This window comes from Pseudosulfitobacter koreensis, assembly GCF_024733015.1.
Taxonomy (GTDB): domain Bacteria; phylum Pseudomonadota; class Alphaproteobacteria; order Rhodobacterales; family Rhodobacteraceae; genus Pseudosulfitobacter; species Pseudosulfitobacter koreensis.
Window position 1 is genome coordinate 100,695 of record NZ_JANKJG010000009.1, and the last position, 15,355, is coordinate 116,049.

The following is a 15,355-nucleotide window of genomic DNA, read 5'->3' on the forward strand; positions in this document are numbered from 1 at the left end:
TGCAAGCGGGGTTTTGCGCAGAAATTCGCGCATTTGTGATCACACGATTTTTCCTGTGATCACAAAAATCAAGGACGCACGCCTGACATCAGGTTTTCCTCTCTGTCGGCGCAGATTCCCCTGTGGCGGCGGAATGTTCAACCTTGGGAGCCAGAAAGATTTCGCCACTTGAACGCCAGCGACACGCCGATCGCGGCGACGGCCAGCGCGGGCCATCCAAGGCCGGCCCCATTCGTCAGGTCGATGATCACCAAGACGGTTGTGGCCAGTCCTGCGCGCTGGCACGACTTGCGGAACCGGCTGCGGGCGTCCTTGTTGGGGCGGGCGGGTGCATCGCGATCAACGCGCGGAGCGACCGCGACCAGATCGTTGGGTGCATTGACCCCTTCGGCCAGAACGCCGAACAACTCGACCTCACTCGCCAGGTTTTTGGGGGTGGAGGGGCCAAGCGGGCGAAAGTCGGCATCTAGCCTGCCGCGCGCATGGTCAACGACCTGACGCGACACCAGTATCCCGCCGACGCAGGCGTTCTCTTGCAGCCTTGCGGCCAGATTGACACCATCGCCCAGCAGGTCGTTGCCTTCGACGATGACATCGCCCAGATGCAAACCGATGCGAAACGGCAGGGCGTCTTTGGTGGCGTTTAGTTCACGCTGGATCGTGACGGCGGCGGCCACGCCTTCGACGACAGAGGGGAGTTCGGCAATCAGCCCGTCGCCAGAGGTGTTGGCAATGCGCCCGCCGCGGGTGAGGATGGCGGCGTCGATCACCCGGCGCGCGCGGCGCAGGGCCTGCACCGTGTCCACTTCGTTGTGGGCCATGCGACCCGAATAATTGGCGGCGTCGGCTGACAGTATCGTGGTCAGCTTGCGTTTGATGTCAGGCAATTGGGACACGTAGACCCCCCTGAGCCCCCCGCGGGCGGGGCGAAGTTGGCGGGCTGCCCTTGCGACAGGGGCAGTCCATAAAATCCGGACACGTCAGACGCGCCCGGACTTGATCATCACATCACGCCCCGACTTAGGCCAGCGAGCTGTCGATACCTTTGCATGCGTCGACCAGTCCCTGGACGGCCGAAACCGAGCTGTCGAACATCGCCTGCTCGTCCTTGGTCATCTTGATGTCGAGCACCTTTTCGATGCCACCGGCACCGATCACGGTGGGCACGCCGACATACATGCCCTTGAGGCCCAGGGCGCCGTCTACGTAAGCGGCGCAAGGCAGCACGCGTTTCTGGTCTTTCAGGAACGCCTCGGCCATTTCGATGGCAGAGGTCGCGGGCGCATAGAAGGCCGATCCGGTTTTCAGCAGGCCAACGATTTCGGCACCGCCATCGCGGGTGCGCTGAACGATCGCGTCCAGTTTCTCCTGCGTGGTCCAGCCCATCTTGACCATGTCGGGCAGCGGGATGCCCGCCACTGTCGAATACCGTGTCAGCGGCACCATCGTGTCGCCGTGGCCGCCCAGCACAAAGGCCGTAACGTCGCGCATTGACACCTGGAACTCTTCGGCCAGGAAGTGACGGAAGCGCGCACTGTCGAGAACGCCGGCCATGCCGCAGACTTTTTCGTGGGGCAGGCCCGAGAATTCGCGCAGCGCCCAGACCATCGCGTCCAGCGGGTTGGTGATGCAGATCACAAAGGCGTTCGGTGCGTGGTCGCGGATGCCTTCGCCCACGGATTTCATGACCTTGAGGTTGATGCCCAGCAGGTCATCGCGGCTCATGCCCGGCTTGCGGGGCACGCCGGCGGTGACGATGCACACGTCCGCGCCTGCAATGTCCTCATAGGACTGGGTGCCGCTCATCTTGGCATCGAAGCCTTCCGAGGGGCCGGATTCCGCGATGTCCAGCGCTTTGCCTTCGGGCGTGCCTTCGGAAATGTCGAACAGGACGATGTCGCCCAATTCCTTGATGGCTGCGAGATGCGCAAGCGTCCCGCCGATTTGCCCTGCGCCGATCAGCGCAATTTTGGGTCTGGCCATGAGTAGTCTCCAGGGTTGCTGTGAATTTGCCGATTGCCTAGTCCTTATCCGCGCGGCGTGCAAGGCTGCTGCGGCGCGGCAAGCCGACAAGCAGCCGCTGGCGGTCTGCAATGTTACGCGCTAACCTTTTGTGCAAGGCAAAGGTTTCCAAGGAGTTAACGTGCTGGAACTGGATTGGGCATTCTTTGCCATAGCAGGGCCCGCGGTGCTGTTCGCAGGCATATCCAAGGGCGGTTTCGGCTCGGGTGCGGCCTTTGCCGCGGCGTCGATTCTGGCGCTGGTGGTCGAGCCTGGGCTGGCGCTAGGGGTGATGCTGCCGATGCTGATGCTGATCGACGTGGCGACCTTGGGGCCCTACTGGGGAAAATGGCGCTGGCCCGAGACGCGGTTGCTGATCTTTGGCGCGCTGCCCGGTGTGGTGCTGGGCGCGGTGCTCTATCAGGTGGCGAATGCGGATGTGTTTCGCCTTTTGATCGGCGCGATCTCACTGGCCTTCGTCGGCTGGCAGGTGGGTCGCGGGCAGGGCTGGATACGGGTTGCGTCTGCGCCGCTGGGGCAGGGCGCGGGTGGCGGGACTGGTGGCCGGGTTCACCAGTTTCGTCAGCCATGCGGGCGGCCCTCCGGCGGCAGTCTATCTGTTGTCGCGCAACATGACGAAGACCGAATTTCAGGCCAGCACGGTGTTGCTCTTTTGGGTGATAAACGTGGCCAAGTTCATCCCTTACGCATTCCTTGGGATGTTCACGCTTGAGACAGGGCTGGCCAATCTGACGCTTGCCCCCTTTGCGCTGGCGGGCGCGTGGCTGGGCGTCAAGGCGCACAGGCTGGTGCCGGAACGCGTGTTCTTTGCGCTGACGTATACTTTGCTGGTGGTGACCGGGACCAAGCTGATCTGGGACGGTCTGACCTGAAACCCTGCACCTCAACGTGGAAAAAAGACGGCCACCGGGGCCGCCATTCGTGTTGCTACGCGATCAGGCGTCATTGCCCGGTGCAGGCAAGGCCTCCGCCAGTTCCTCGAACGCCTGACCGGACGCCACAAGGCAGGTCATGCCCGCCGGCGTGGTCACGGTGATGGTCCAGGTGCCGGTCTCGGACGAGGCGAAGACCTCGATCACCTGATTGCCGGTGCCGAGGCCCATCGACTGCCGTGTCTCGCCATAGGTCGTGGCCAGACGGTCCACCACCAAGGCGCGCGGGCCGCAGTTTCGGGTGTTGGCCTGTGCCGCCGCGTGCCCGGCGGCAGCCAGATAGATCGCAGCCGCCACCGTCAGCGCGGCAAGATGCAGAAATTTGCTTTTGCGTGTCATGTTGTTCAGCCTTTGGTCAAAAAGGCGTCACCCGCAGTCATCTGGCCTGATCCGGTCGCCCGGCGATGACCGGGCGGCCCCGGTTCATGTGTCGTCCCGACATCCCTTCCGCAAAGGTTCGGCGGCCTGCCGAAACGGCCCTCCCGGAAATGTCGGACCAGAACAACCTGCATCCAGAAGCGTAAATTAGGGTTAACGCTGCGTGCGAAGCTGTCGAAAATTTGAGATTTGCTGCATCGCGGCGCGTTTCCCCTTGAACCTTTCGGCAAAAAATGCCCCCTTGAGCGCAACAATATTACCCGACCCGAAAGGCAGGCTTATGGCTCTCGACCGTCCGTTGCGCTCCGTTCTCTACATTCCCGCATCCAAACCCCGTGCCCTCGACAAGGCACGTGGGCTGCCCGTCGATGCGATCATCTTCGACCTCGAAGACGCGGTCACCACCGAAGAAAAGACCAGCGCGCGCGGCATTTTGGCAGAGGCGCTGTCGCAGGGCGGATATGGCCCCCGGATGCGGATCGTGCGCATCAACGCGCTGGACACCCCCTGGGGCATCGACGATGCGCGCGCCGCAGCCGAGATGGGGGCCGATGCGATCCTGTTGCCCAAAGTGTCCAGCCCCGCCGATCTGGACGCACTGGCTGCCCTCACCGGCGACACACCGCTGTGGGCGATGATGGAGACGCCGATGGGCATGCTCAATGCCGCGGCCATCGCGGCGCATCCCAACCTGCAAGCGCTGGTGATGGGCACCAACGATCTGGCCAAGGAACTGAACACCCGCGCGCGCCCCGACCGTCTCCCACTCCAAGCCGGGCTGGGTCTGTGCCTGCTGGCCGCCAAGGCGCATGGGCTGGCGATCATTGATGGCGTCTATAATGCGTTCAAGGACGACGAGGGGCTGGAGGTGGAATGCGCGCAGGGACGTGACATGGGGTTTGACGGCAAGACGCTGATCCACCCCGCGCAGGTTGCCGTGACCAACACCGCCTTTTCCCCGTCCGAGACCGAGATCGACACCGCCCGCCGACAGATCGCAGCCTTTGACGAAGTTGCGGCGTCGGGGCAAGGTGTCGCCGTGGTGGACGGCAAGATCGTTGAGAACCTGCACGTGGATACCGCACGCAAACTGATCGCGCAGGCCGAGGCCATTGCCGCGATGGCACAGGACGAATGACATGACGCTGCTGATCCTTGGGGTTCTGCTTTGGGTTGCGGCCCATTTCTTTAAACGCGCGCTGCCTGCGCCGCGTGCCGCAATGGGCAACGCCGGGCGCGGTGCGGTCACTGTCGCGGTGGCCCTGTCGATTGTTCTGATGGTTATCGGCTACCGGGCCGCCGATGGCGCGTTTTTCTGGGGGCGTCACCCCGCCACCACCGGCATCAACAACCTGATGATGATCGCGGCGCTTTATTTTGTCAGCCCCGGCCCAAGAAAGGGCGCGCTTTTCTACAGTTTGCGCCACCCGATGCTGACGGGTTTCGCGCTTTGGGCTGCGGCACACCTGCTGGTCAATGGCGATGTGCCGTCTTTCGTGCTGTTCGGCGGACTGCTGGTCTGGTCGCTGGCCGAGATGGTGGTGATCAACCGCGCCGAGCCGAACTGGACGCCGCCGCCCAAGGGCAGCATCGCCAAGGACGGGATGTTCCTGGGTGCGGCGCTGGTTCTGCTGGTCGTGATCGGCGCGATCCACGCCTGGCTTGGCTATAACCCGTTCGGGTAGAGGTAACACAATGAAACTATATCGTTTTTTGTCCGAAGATGACACTTCGGCATTCTGCCACAAGGTGACGGATGCGCTGAACAAGGGGTGGGAACTGTACGGCACCCCGACACAGACATGGGACCACGCCGCAGGCGTCATGCGCTGCGGTCAGGCCGTGGTGAAAGAGGCGCCCGGCACCTACACCCCCGACACCAAGCTGGGGGCGCAATGATGAAGACCAATCCGGGCCGTTTCTTTGAAGACTATACGCTGGGGCAGGTGATCGACCACGCGGTGCCGCGCACGGTCAAGATGGGCGAACGGGCGCTTTATCACATGCTCTACCCGACGCGGCATGCGCTGTATTCGTCGGACCAGTTCGCGCAAGGCTGCGGTCTGCCGTTCTCGCCGCTCGACGACATGATCGCCTTTCACATCGTCTTTGGCAAAACCGTGCCGGACGTGTCGCTGAACGCCGTGGCCAATCTGGGCTATGCCGAGGGGCGCTGGAAAATGCCCGTCTGGCCGGGCGATACCCTGCGCGCGCGGTCCGAGGTGATCGGGCTCAAGCAGAACTCGAACGGCAAAACCGGTGTGGTCTATGTGCGCACCACGGGGCTGAACCAGCATGACGAGGAGGTGCTGGAGTACGTGCGCTGGGTCATGGTGCGCAAATCGGATCTGGATGCGCCCGCGCCCGAAACTGTGGTGCCTGAGCTGTCGACAGTCGTGGACCCCGGCACGCTGGTCATTCCCAAGGGGCTGGATTTCACTGGCTACAATTTCACACAGGCAGGCGAGCCGCACCGTTTAGGCGATTACGAGGTAGGCGAGCAGATCGACCACGTCGATGGCGTGACGGTCGAAGAGGCCGAACACATGATGGCCACGCGCCTCTGGCAGAACACGGCCAAGGTGCATTTCGACACGTCGGCGCGGCCCGATGGCAGCCGCCTGATCTATGGCGGGCACGTGATTTCGATGGCGCGGGCGCTGTCGTTCAACGGCCTTGCTAATGCGCAGATGGTCGTGGGGCTGAACGGCGGGGCGCATGCCAATCCGTGCCTGGCGGGCGACACGATCCGCGCCTGGTCCGAGGTTCTGGACAAGGCTAAGACCAGCGCCCCTGGCGTCGGCGCGCTGCGGCTGCGGCTGGTGGCGACCAAGGGTGGTGATCCGTTCAGGTTGCGCGGCGAAGACGGTAAATACCTTCCCGAGGTTCTGCTGGATCTGGACTATTGGGCGCTGGTTCCGCTTTGACCGGTTGGCGGGACTGGGCTAATCCCTATAAAAACAGTCATGTTTAAATCTGTGATCACAGTCTTCAATAGTGTGATCACAAACGTACGAAATCGCCCCGGTGCGCCAAAAAACCACCCCTGATAATGGTAACAAAGCTCTGCATCCACGTGACAGTACCGTAAAACGGTTTAGTAAGTGTACAAGCACCAAGCCAAAGGAGTCGTCATGGCCGACGTGAACCGGGGCAACCGCCCGCTCTCACCACATTTGTCCATCTACCGCCCACAGCTGACATCAATGACCTCGATCCTGACACGGATCACGGGCAATGCGCTGCTGGTCACTGCATTTCTGATCACATGGTGGTTCATCGCCGCGGCCACATCGCCCGAAGCCTTCGCAACGGCAGACGGGTTTCTGACAAGCTGGTTCGGCGATCTGGTGATGACGCTGTCGCTTTGGGGGCTTTGGTATCACACGTTGGCCGGGATGCGGCACCTGATCTGGGACAACGGCATCGGGCTTGAGATCAAGACCGCCGAGAAACTCGGCTGGACCGTCATCGGCGGATCGGTCGTGCTGACCATCCTGACCGTCATCATCATCTGAGGGAGCAACCGATGCGTTATCTTACAGACCGCAAGCGCGCCACGGGCATGGGGTCGGCCAAATCCGGCACCGCCCACCACTGGGCGATGAAGGTCAGCTCTTTCGGGCTGCTTATCCTGATCCCGCTGTTCGTGTTCACCTTCGGCCCGATGCTGGGCGAGCCGCACCTTGACGTGCTGGCCTACTTCAGCAGGCCGTTCCCGGCAATCGTGGCCGCACTGACCTTTGCCGTCACGATGAAGCATTTCAAGGACGGCGTTCAGGTGCTGATCGAAGACTATGTTCACGGTACCGCCGAGAAAATCTCGATCGTGGTGATGATCTGCGTCAGCTACGCCATAGCTGCGACCGGCATTTTCGCCATCGCCAGCATCGCACTTTAAGCGCCAGTCAGAGGAGACATTTCAATGGCTGCATATGAATATGAAACACACGAATACGACGTGGTCGTGGTCGGGGCCGGCGGTGCCGGTCTGCGCGCGACGCTGGGCATGGCCGAACAGGGCCTGCGCACCGCTTGCGTGACCAAGGTGTTCCCGACACGGTCGCACACCGTTGCGGCACAGGGCGGCATCGCTGCGTCGCTGTCCAACATGGGCCCCGACAACTGGCAGTGGCACATGTACGACACCGTCAAGGGGTCGGATTGGCTGGGCGACACGGACGCGATGGAATACCTTGCCCGCGAAGCGCCCAAGGCGGTCTACGAGCTTGAGCACTACGGCGTTCCGTTCTCGCGCACCGAAGAGGGCAAGATCTACCAGCGTCCGTTCGGCGGTCACACAACCGAGTTCGGCGAAGGCCCCGCCGTGCAGCGCACGTGCGCAGCCGCCGACCGGACAGGTCACGCGATCCTGCACACGCTCTATGGTCAGTCGGTCAAGGAAAAGGCCGAGTTCTTCATCGAATATTTCGCCATCGACCTGATCATGTCCGACGACGGCGTCTGCCAGGGCGTGCTCTGCTGGAAGCTGGACGACGGCACGCTGCACCTGTTCAGCTCGAAGATGGTCGTTCTGGCGACAGGCGGTTATGGCCGTGCCTATTTCAGCGCGACCAGCGCGCACACCTGCACCGGTGATGGTGGCGGTATGACTGCACGCGCGGGTCTGCCCCTGCAGGACATGGAATTCGTGCAGTTCCACCCCACCGGCATCTACGGCGCAGGCTGTCTGATCACCGAGGGCGCACGCGGCGAGGGCGGCTATCTGACCAACTCCGAAGGCGAGCGTTTCATGGAGCGCTATGCGCCCCAGTACAAGGATCTGGCCCCGCGCGACTACGTCAGCCGCTGCATGACGATGGAAATCCGCGAGGGACGTGGCGTCGGCAAGAACGGTGACCACATCCACCTGAACCTGTCGCACCTGCCACCCGAAACGCTGAAACTGCGCCTGCCGGGTATCTCGGAAAGCGCGCGCGTTTTCGCCGGTGTGAACCTGAACAAGGAACCGATCCCGGTGATCCCGACCGTGCACTATAACATGGGCGGTATTCCCACGAACTATTGGGGCGAAGTTCTGGCACCCACCGATGACCAGCCTGATCGCGTCGCACCCGGTCTGATGGCCGTGGGCGAAGCGGGCTGCGCGTCGGTGCACGGGGCCAACCGCCTCGGCTCGAACTCGTTGATCGACCTTGTGGTCTTTGGCCGTGCCGCCGCCATTCGCGCGGGCAAGATCGTGGACCGAGACAGCGCCGTGCCCACTCCGAACCCCGCGTCGGTTCAGGCCGCTCTCGATCGGTTCGACAACACCCGCTATGCCAAGGGCCACACGCCCACCGCCGATCTGCGCATGGAAATGCAGCAGACCATGCAAAAAGACGCCGCTGTCTTCCGTGAAGACAAGACGTTGCAGGCAGGCAAGGTCGCGATGGATGACATTGCGGGCAAGTGGTCCGACATTCAGGTCACCGACCGCAGCCTCGTGTGGAACTCGGATCTGATGGAAACGCTGGAACTGGCCAACCTGATCCCGAACGCGGTGGCCACGATCACTGCCGCGGCGGCGCGCAAAGAAAGCCGTGGTGCCCATGCCCACGAGGATTACCCCGAGCGCGACGACGAGAACTGGCGCAAGCACAGCCTGGTCTGGTTCAAGGGCAACGCGGCGTCGCTGGGGTATCGCGGTGTGCATCAGCAACCCCTGACCAGCCACAACGACGGCGGGATCGACCCCAAGAAGATCGCACCGAAAAAGCGGACGTTCTGAATCATGCTTGGTGAAATCCGGCGTACGCTCAAGTCCGAGGGGTTGGCTGTCCATCCCATCAAGACGCGTGCGTTCTATCTGAAAGGATACGGATTTTCCCCCGACGTCGTGTTTGATGTCGGGGTGCATGACGGCACCCCGTGGCTGTACAAATCCTTTGCCGATGCGCGCTTTGTGCTGATCGACCCGCAGCCCGGTTGCGGCGAAACGGTACGCGCCTCGGGGCAGTTGGACGACTTCGACTTTCATGCCGTGGCCCTTGGCGCCGAGGCCGGCATCGCGACGCTGAACGTGCCCGAGACCAAACCGGGCAAGGGCGGGGCCATGGCCTCGTTGATGGAGCGGACGGAGAATCTGGCCCAGACCTTCAACAAGGTCGACACCTACGACGTGCCAGTCAAACGGCTGGACGATGTTGCGGGGGCCTACGATGGCCAGGTCGGGCTGAAAATCGACACCGAAGGGTTCGAGACCGCCGTTCTGGCGGGCGGGCCCGAGACCCTGAAACGCTGTGAGTTTGTCATATTGGAGCTGAGCGTGACTGAACGGTTTACCAAGACAGCACCCCCTTCCGCCGCGATTGCCCTGCTGGCGGATGCAGGGCTGGAACTGCGCGACGTTTTGGCGGTGGCCGACGGCCCCGGCAAACGTGCGCAGCCGCGCCACATGGACGTGATGTTCACGCGGTGGGACGCATGAGGGCGCTGTTGATCCTGTCGCTGCTGGGCCTTGCTGCCTGCGCCGAGACGACCCAAGCCGTCGACGGCGTGGCACGCAAGTCCGCCAAGGCCGCCGTGGCCGAAACCATCGTGACCCGTTTCCCGATGGTGCCGCAGGCCGCCGTGACCCCCTTTACCGACTGCATCATCGACAATGCGTCGGCCCGTGAAATCGGTGAGTTCGCCAAGGATGCCGTGATCGGCGTGCGCGAAACCACCGCCGTGCTGGTTCGAGGTGTGCTCGAACGGCCCGAAACCCAATCATGTATCACCAAGGCGGGCCTTGCAGCCCTGACCGCGTAAAGGAGACACCAGATGGTTCAACTGACGCTTCCCAAGAACAGCCGGATCAAGACCGGCAAGACATGGCCCAAACCCGAGGGAGCCACCAACCTGCGCAAGTTCCAGATTTACCGCTGGAACCCCGATGACGGGAAAAACCCGCAGGTCGACACCTATTGGCTGGACCTCGACGCCTGCGGCCCGATGATCCTGGACGCGCTGATCAAGATCAAGAACGAGATCGACCCCACGCTGACCTTCCGCCGCTCGTGCCGCGAGGGTATTTGCGGGTCGTGCGCGATGAACATCGACGGCATCAACACGCTGGCCTGCATCTACGGCATGGACGAGGTGAAGGGCGACGTGAAGATTTATCCGCTGCCGCACATGCCGGTGGTCAAGGATCTGATCCCCGACCTGACCCACTTTTACGCCCAGCACGCGTCGGTCATGCCCTGGCTGGAAACCAAGACCAACCGCCCTGCGAAAGAGTGGAAGCAGTCGGTCGAGGACCGTGAAAAGCTGGATGGTCTTTATGAATGCGTGATGTGCGCCTGCTGCTCGACGGCCTGCCCCAGCTATTGGTGGAACGGCGATCGCTACCTTGGGCCAGCAGCGTTGCTGCACGCCTACCGCTGGATCATCGACAGCCGGGACGAGGCGACGGGCGAGCGTCTGGACGATCTTGAAGATCCGTTCAAACTCTACCGCTGCCACACGATCATGAACTGCGCAAAGACCTGCCCCAAGGGTCTGAACCCTGCGGCGGCGATTTCGGGTATCAAGCAGATGATGGTCGAACGCTCGGTCTGATTACTTTGTGTGGCGCGCTCCGTTACGGGGCGCGCCGCCAACCTTGAGGCAAGCAACATGCCCAACCCCCCAAAAGATGCCGATGCCCGCCGCGCCATCGCGCCGGTGATCTGTTATCCGGTCGAAACCCTGCCGCAGCCCGATATGGCGCGCTATGCAGCGGCACGTGAGGGCATGGTGAAAATGGACGAGGTCACCGTGCCACCCCGCGACGCGGCGACGTTTTCCGTGCCCGCAGGCCACATCTTTCGCATTTCGTCGGTCGAGGGCCCGCAGGTCGGCGATCTGAACCTTTGGAACGCCGACAATCTGTCCGAGCGGTTTTATTCCGGCAAGACCCGCGCGCTGCACGGGACGCATATCACGACGGGCGACCGCATGTGGTCCAGCATCCCCGCGCTGCGCCCGATGGCGACCGTGATCCACGACACGCTGGACTGGTACGGCATAGACAGCTTTGGAGGATCGGTCCATGACGTGATCGGCACCCGCTGCGATCCCTATACGCACAACCTGCTGGCGGGAGGGCAGTACCACCATTGCTGTCATTCCAACCTGAGCCGTGCGCTGGCGGACCATCTGGGCGTTTCTGTACAAAAAGCCGAAGATTATGTACATGATGTGCTGAACGTCTTCATGTGCACCGGGTTCACCCGAGATACGGGTCAGTATTTCATGAAGGCAAGCCCTGTGCGCCCCGGCGATCACATCGACTTTTTCGCGGAAATCGACCTGTTGGGCGCACTCAGCGCCTGTCCGGGCGGCGATTGCTCTGTCGTGCATTCCAGCGATGTGGCCGAGTGCCATCCGCTGTTGATCGAGGTGTTCAAGCCCCGGCAGGACGCGCTGCAGGGCTGGCAGGCGCCCGCGCTGAACGGCTATGACCGGACGCACGGGCGCTAGACAGCGGCAGGTTGGTCAGGCGAATGCGGCCTCCAGCGCGATTTCCACCATGTCGCCAAAGCTTTTCTCGCGGTCTTCTGCGGGCAGCGCCTCGCCGGTCTGCAAATGGTCGCTGACCGTCAGAACCGCCAGCGCGCGGCGCTTGTGACGCGCGGCCAGCGTATAGAGTTCCGCCGCCTCCATCTCGACGCCCAGAATGCCGTGGCGCACCATCTGTTCGTCCAGATCGGGCCGTTCGGCATAGAACACATCCGACGAATAGATCCCGCCAACGTGGGTCTTGGTCCCGCGCGCCTCGGCTGCGCGGACAGCTGCCGCCAGCAGGCCATAGTCGGCGCAGGGGGCGTAGTTCATTTCGCGGAAGATACCCGAAGAAGGCGAGGTGATGGTGCTGGCGGTCATTGCCACGATCACGTCGCGGATGCCCACATGGGGTTGCATCCCGCCACAAGAGCCGATGCGGATCAGCGTTTGCGCGTCATAGTCGCGGATCAGCTCGTTGGCATAGATCGACAGTGACGGCATACCCATGCCGGACCCTTGGATTGTGACGCGGTTGCCTTTCCATGTCCCGGTAAAGCCCAGCATCCCGCGCACCTCGTTGACCAGTTCCGCCCCCTCCAGAAAAGTCTCTGCCGCCCATCTGGCGCGATAGGGGTCGCCGGGCATCAGCACGGTTTGCGCGATCTGGTCGGGTTTGGCTCCGATGTGGACGGTCATTTCAGTCTCCTGATAGTATCTGGGTCAGATTGCCTTCATGAAGACCGGGCGGCAAGAGGACAAGTCAGGAGTGCGTGTTGATGCACGCGGCTGACGTCAGGTTCCGACTACGGGCTCCCCCGCCAAGGGGGGGACCGTGAGAGTAAGTCAAGACGGTGCATCGCACTGCACTGTCGTAAATACAAATACATGCGAAACGATAAAAAACGATGCTTTTACCGTCTGACCTGTCGCATTGCGTCCGGATCAGATTTCCAGATCGTCAGGCGATTTACCCGCGGAGATTGCCTCGACATACCATTTTGGCTGACGGCCTTTGCCGGTCCAGGTCTGGCTTGGGTTTTCTGGGTTTGCAAATTTCGGCTCGGAGGGGCGTTTTGCCTTTCCCGAAGCTTTTGCACCGGCACCGCCGGACAATTCGTCCAGAGAGAAACCATACTCGGCCGCTGCTTTTTCGGCCGCTTTGCGTGCTTCGCGGCGATCTCGCGTCTGTGCGTTCTTGATCGCGGCTTTCACATCGGCAAGAAGCTTTTCCAGCTCTTTGTGCGACATGGTGTTAAGATCAATATTCATTTAGGTGCCTTTCATAAGGATAGGTGATTTGCATTACCTACCTAATACAGATTAGCAAGATGTAGTTTTGTTTCAAGACATAGAAAAACGCCCGGTATTTCATGAAATACCCGGTTTTTCTCGTGATAATAGAAACAGGCAGCCTATTCGGCTGCAACCGCCTTGGGATCGACAAGGGCTACGATGTCTTTCATGATCGTATTCAGCTCGAAATCTTTGGGGGTATAAACCCGTGCGACGCCAAAACCCTTAAGCCGCTTTGCATCTTCTTCTGGAATAATGCCGCCGACGATCACCGGCACATGGCCCAGACCGGCCTCTCGCATCCGGTCCATCAGATCCTCGACCAGCGGCACGTGGCTGCCCGACAGGATCGACAGGCCGACCACATGGGCGTCTTGCTCAAGTGCGGCTGTCACTATTTCCTCGGGGGTCAGGCGGATGCCGTCATAGGTGATGTCCATGCCGCAATCGCGGGCGCGCACGGCGATCTGTTCCGCACCGTTGGAATGACCGTCAAGCCCCGGTTTGCCCACCAGAAACTTCAGGCGGCGGCCCAGCTTGTCGCTGACGGCATCGACAGCACTGCGCAGATCCTCCAGCCCTTCGGTCTTGTTCGACACGGATGCGGACACGCCCGTGGGTCCGCGATATTCGCCGTAGACGCTGCGCATCTGCGCCGCCCATTCGCCTGTGGTCACGCCCGCGCGGGCTGCCGTGATTGATGCGGGCATGATGTTCTCACCCGCGGCGGCAGCGGCACGCAGGTCGGCCAGTGCCGCGTCTACGGCGGCCTGGTCGCGTGTGGCGCGCCAGTCTTCCAGGCGGTTGATCTGGTCGGCTTCGGTCGCCGGGTCCACGGTCATGATGCCGCCATCTTCGGTCATCAGCGGAGAAGGTTCGGTGTTGGTGTATTTGTTCACGCCAACCACGATGGTTTCGCCCGCTTCGATCCGGCTCAGGCGGTCGGAATTGGATTGTACCAATTGCGCCTTCATATAGTCGATCGCGTCAATCGCACCGCCCATACCGTCGAGATTGTCCAGCTCGGCGCGTGCTCCTGCTTTTAATTCCTCGACCTTGGCGTCGACCGCCGGGTTGCCGTCGAACAGATCGTCGAATTCCAGAAGATCGGATTCAAAGGCCAGGATTTGTTGCATGCGCATCGACCATTGCTGATCCCAAGGGCGCGGCAGGCCCAGTGCCTCGTTCCAGGCAGGCAATTGCACCGCACGCGCACGTGCCTTTTTGGAAAGGGTGACCGCCAGCATTTCGATCAGAATACGGTAGACGTTGTTTTCGGGTTGCTGTTCGGTCAACCCAAGCGAATTGACCTGAACACCATAACGGAAACGTCGGTATTTGGCATCTTCTACCCCATAGCGGGTCGCACATATTTCGTCCCACAGATCAACAAAGGCACGCATTTTGCACATTTCGGTCACAAATCGAATACCGGCGTTTACGAAAAACGAAATGCGCCCAACCAATACGGGAAAATCTTCTGCAGGAACGCGGGGTTTCAACGCATCCAGAACGGCCGTGGCGGTTGCCAAGGCAAACGCCAATTCCTGTTCCGGCGTCGCCCCTGCCTCTTGCAGGTGATAGGAACACACGTTCATCGGGTTCCATTTCGGCACATTCTTATAGCAATACTCGGCCACGTCCGCGATCATCTTCAGCGACGGGGCAGGGGGGCAAATATAGGTGCCCCGGCTGAGGTATTCCTTTATCAGGTCGTTCTGCACCGTGCCTTGCAGGCCGGCCACATCCGCGCCCTGCTCTTCGGCCACCGCGATATATAGCGCCAACAGCCAAGGAGCCGTCGCGTTGATCGTCATCGAGGTGTTCATCTGCTCAAGCGGAATATCGTCGAACAATGTGCGCATGTCGCCCAGGTGTGCCACGGGCACGCCGACCTTGCCGACTTCGCCGCGCGCCAGGATGTGATCGCTGTCATATCCGGTCTGCGTGGGCAGATCGAAGGCGACGGACAGGCCGGTCTGGCCCTTTTCCAGATTGGAACGGTACAGTGCGTTCGACGCCTTGGCGGTCGAATGGCCGGCGTAGGTGCGGATAAGCCAGGGGCGATCTTTTTGTGTCATCGAGGGGCCTCGTTCGTCTGGGTGTGAATTGCGTGGGCAATATTATTGCGTTGCAACCTAGCTATATGAAACTTTCGGGTAGTGTCAATTCGCTGCGTTGCGGCATGGCCCTGCTGCGCGATCTTCGCGCGCGGACAGTTGGCAGTTGTCCTATGGCCCCTTCGCCTGCAAGGGTGA

At 61.5% G+C, this 15,355-nt stretch carries 16 protein-coding genes and 2 pseudogenes; 12 read left to right on the forward strand and 6 right to left on the reverse strand.

What is annotated here, in order from left to right; translation table 11 throughout:
* Positions 1 to 137 precede the first annotated feature (137 nt).
* Positions 138 to 896, reverse strand: a complete 759-nt coding sequence (locus tag NTA49_RS12745; RefSeq protein WP_258295175.1) for an adenylate/guanylate cyclase domain-containing protein — start codon at positions 894 to 896, stop codon at positions 138 to 140.
* A 124-nt stretch (positions 897 to 1,020) separates the two neighbouring features.
* A complete protein-coding gene (gene mdh / locus NTA49_RS12750; protein ID WP_258295176.1) occupies positions 1,021 to 1,983 on the reverse strand; it encodes a malate dehydrogenase in 963 nt (320 codons plus the stop codon).
* 160 nt (positions 1,984 to 2,143) lie between these two features.
* Here mdh and NTA49_RS17225 point away from each other — a divergent pair.
* A pseudogene (locus NTA49_RS17225) lies at positions 2,144 to 2,894 on the forward strand (sulfite exporter TauE/SafE family protein).
* A 63-nt stretch (positions 2,895 to 2,957) separates the two neighbouring features.
* Here NTA49_RS17225 and NTA49_RS12765 read toward each other — a convergent pair.
* On the reverse strand, positions 2,958 to 3,293 hold the full coding sequence (locus NTA49_RS12765; protein ID WP_258295178.1) for a hypothetical protein: 336 nt from the start codon (positions 3,291 to 3,293) through the stop codon (positions 2,958 to 2,960).
* Positions 3,294 to 3,612: 319 nt separating this feature from the next.
* Between NTA49_RS12765 and NTA49_RS12770 the strand changes: the two genes are divergently transcribed.
* The 11 genes from NTA49_RS12770 (at position 3,613) to NTA49_RS12820 (ending at position 11,780) form a co-directional block, all read left to right on the forward strand.
* Positions 3,613 to 4,470: an HpcH/HpaI aldolase/citrate lyase family protein gene (locus tag NTA49_RS12770; protein WP_258295179.1), complete on the forward strand. Its 858-nt coding sequence runs from the start codon at positions 3,613 to 3,615 to the stop codon at positions 4,468 to 4,470.
* Between the two features lies 1 nt (position 4,471).
* Positions 4,472 to 5,017, forward strand: a complete 546-nt coding sequence (locus tag NTA49_RS12775) for an NnrU family protein (RefSeq protein ID WP_258295180.1) — start codon at positions 4,472 to 4,474, stop codon at positions 5,015 to 5,017.
* 10 nt (positions 5,018 to 5,027) lie between these two features.
* Positions 5,028 to 5,231 (forward strand): DUF1737 domain-containing protein, encoded by a 204-nt coding sequence (locus tag NTA49_RS12780; protein ID WP_258295181.1) that lies wholly within the window; start codon positions 5,028 to 5,030, stop codon positions 5,229 to 5,231.
* On the forward strand, positions 5,228 to 6,259 hold the full coding sequence (locus tag NTA49_RS12785; protein WP_258295182.1) for a MaoC family dehydratase: 1,032 nt from the start codon (positions 5,228 to 5,230) through the stop codon (positions 6,257 to 6,259). Before NTA49_RS12780 ends, NTA49_RS12785 begins: the two co-directional genes overlap by 4 nt.
* Positions 6,260 to 6,466: 207 nt before the next feature.
* Positions 6,467 to 6,850, forward strand: coding sequence for a succinate dehydrogenase, cytochrome b556 subunit (sdhC, locus tag NTA49_RS12790; protein WP_258295183.1), 384 nt, complete (start codon positions 6,467 to 6,469; stop codon positions 6,848 to 6,850).
* Positions 6,851 to 6,861: 11 nt separating this feature from the next.
* Positions 6,862 to 7,233: a succinate dehydrogenase, hydrophobic membrane anchor protein gene (gene sdhD / locus NTA49_RS12795; RefSeq protein ID WP_258295184.1), complete on the forward strand. Its 372-nt coding sequence runs from the start codon at positions 6,862 to 6,864 to the stop codon at positions 7,231 to 7,233.
* Between the two features lie 24 nt (positions 7,234 to 7,257).
* Entirely contained in the window at positions 7,258 to 9,063 is a 1,806-nt protein-coding gene (gene sdhA / locus NTA49_RS12800; RefSeq protein ID WP_258295185.1) for a succinate dehydrogenase flavoprotein subunit, read from the forward strand.
* A gap of 42 nt (positions 9,064 to 9,105) precedes the next feature.
* Entirely contained in the window at positions 9,106 to 9,762 is a 657-nt protein-coding gene (locus NTA49_RS12805) for an FkbM family methyltransferase (protein WP_258295186.1), read from the forward strand.
* The gene (locus NTA49_RS12810; RefSeq protein WP_258295187.1) at positions 9,759 to 10,085 is read left to right on the forward strand and encodes a hypothetical protein; all 327 of its coding nucleotides are present in this window, start codon (positions 9,759 to 9,761) and stop codon (positions 10,083 to 10,085) included. The genes NTA49_RS12805 and NTA49_RS12810 overlap by 4 nt, the downstream gene beginning before the upstream one ends.
* 12 nt (positions 10,086 to 10,097) lie before the next feature.
* Positions 10,098 to 10,877 carry a succinate dehydrogenase iron-sulfur subunit gene (locus tag NTA49_RS12815; protein ID WP_261368297.1) on the forward strand — a complete coding sequence of 260 codons (780 nt, stop codon included), beginning with the start codon at positions 10,098 to 10,100 and terminating at the stop codon, positions 10,875 to 10,877.
* A gap of 57 nt (positions 10,878 to 10,934) precedes the next feature.
* Positions 10,935 to 11,780: an urea carboxylase-associated family protein gene (locus NTA49_RS12820; protein ID WP_258295188.1), complete on the forward strand. Its 846-nt coding sequence runs from the start codon at positions 10,935 to 10,937 to the stop codon at positions 11,778 to 11,780.
* Between the two features lie 15 nt (positions 11,781 to 11,795).
* Here the strand turns inward: NTA49_RS12820 and deoD are convergent, their stop codons facing one another.
* The 3 genes and pseudogenes from deoD to NTA49_RS12840 all read right to left on the reverse strand — a co-directional run.
* A complete protein-coding gene (gene deoD / locus NTA49_RS12825) occupies positions 11,796 to 12,500 on the reverse strand; it encodes a purine-nucleoside phosphorylase (protein WP_258295189.1) in 705 nt (234 codons plus the stop codon).
* Positions 12,501 to 12,746: 246 nt separating this feature from the next.
* Positions 12,747 to 13,073 (reverse strand): H-NS histone family protein, encoded by a 327-nt coding sequence (locus NTA49_RS12830; RefSeq protein ID WP_258295190.1) that lies wholly within the window; start codon positions 13,071 to 13,073, stop codon positions 12,747 to 12,749.
* A gap of 143 nt (positions 13,074 to 13,216) precedes the next feature.
* Positions 13,217 to 15,181, reverse strand: a pseudogene (locus NTA49_RS12840) (methylmalonyl-CoA mutase family protein); the annotation flags it as partial.
* Between the last annotated feature and the right edge of the window lie 174 nt (positions 15,182 to 15,355).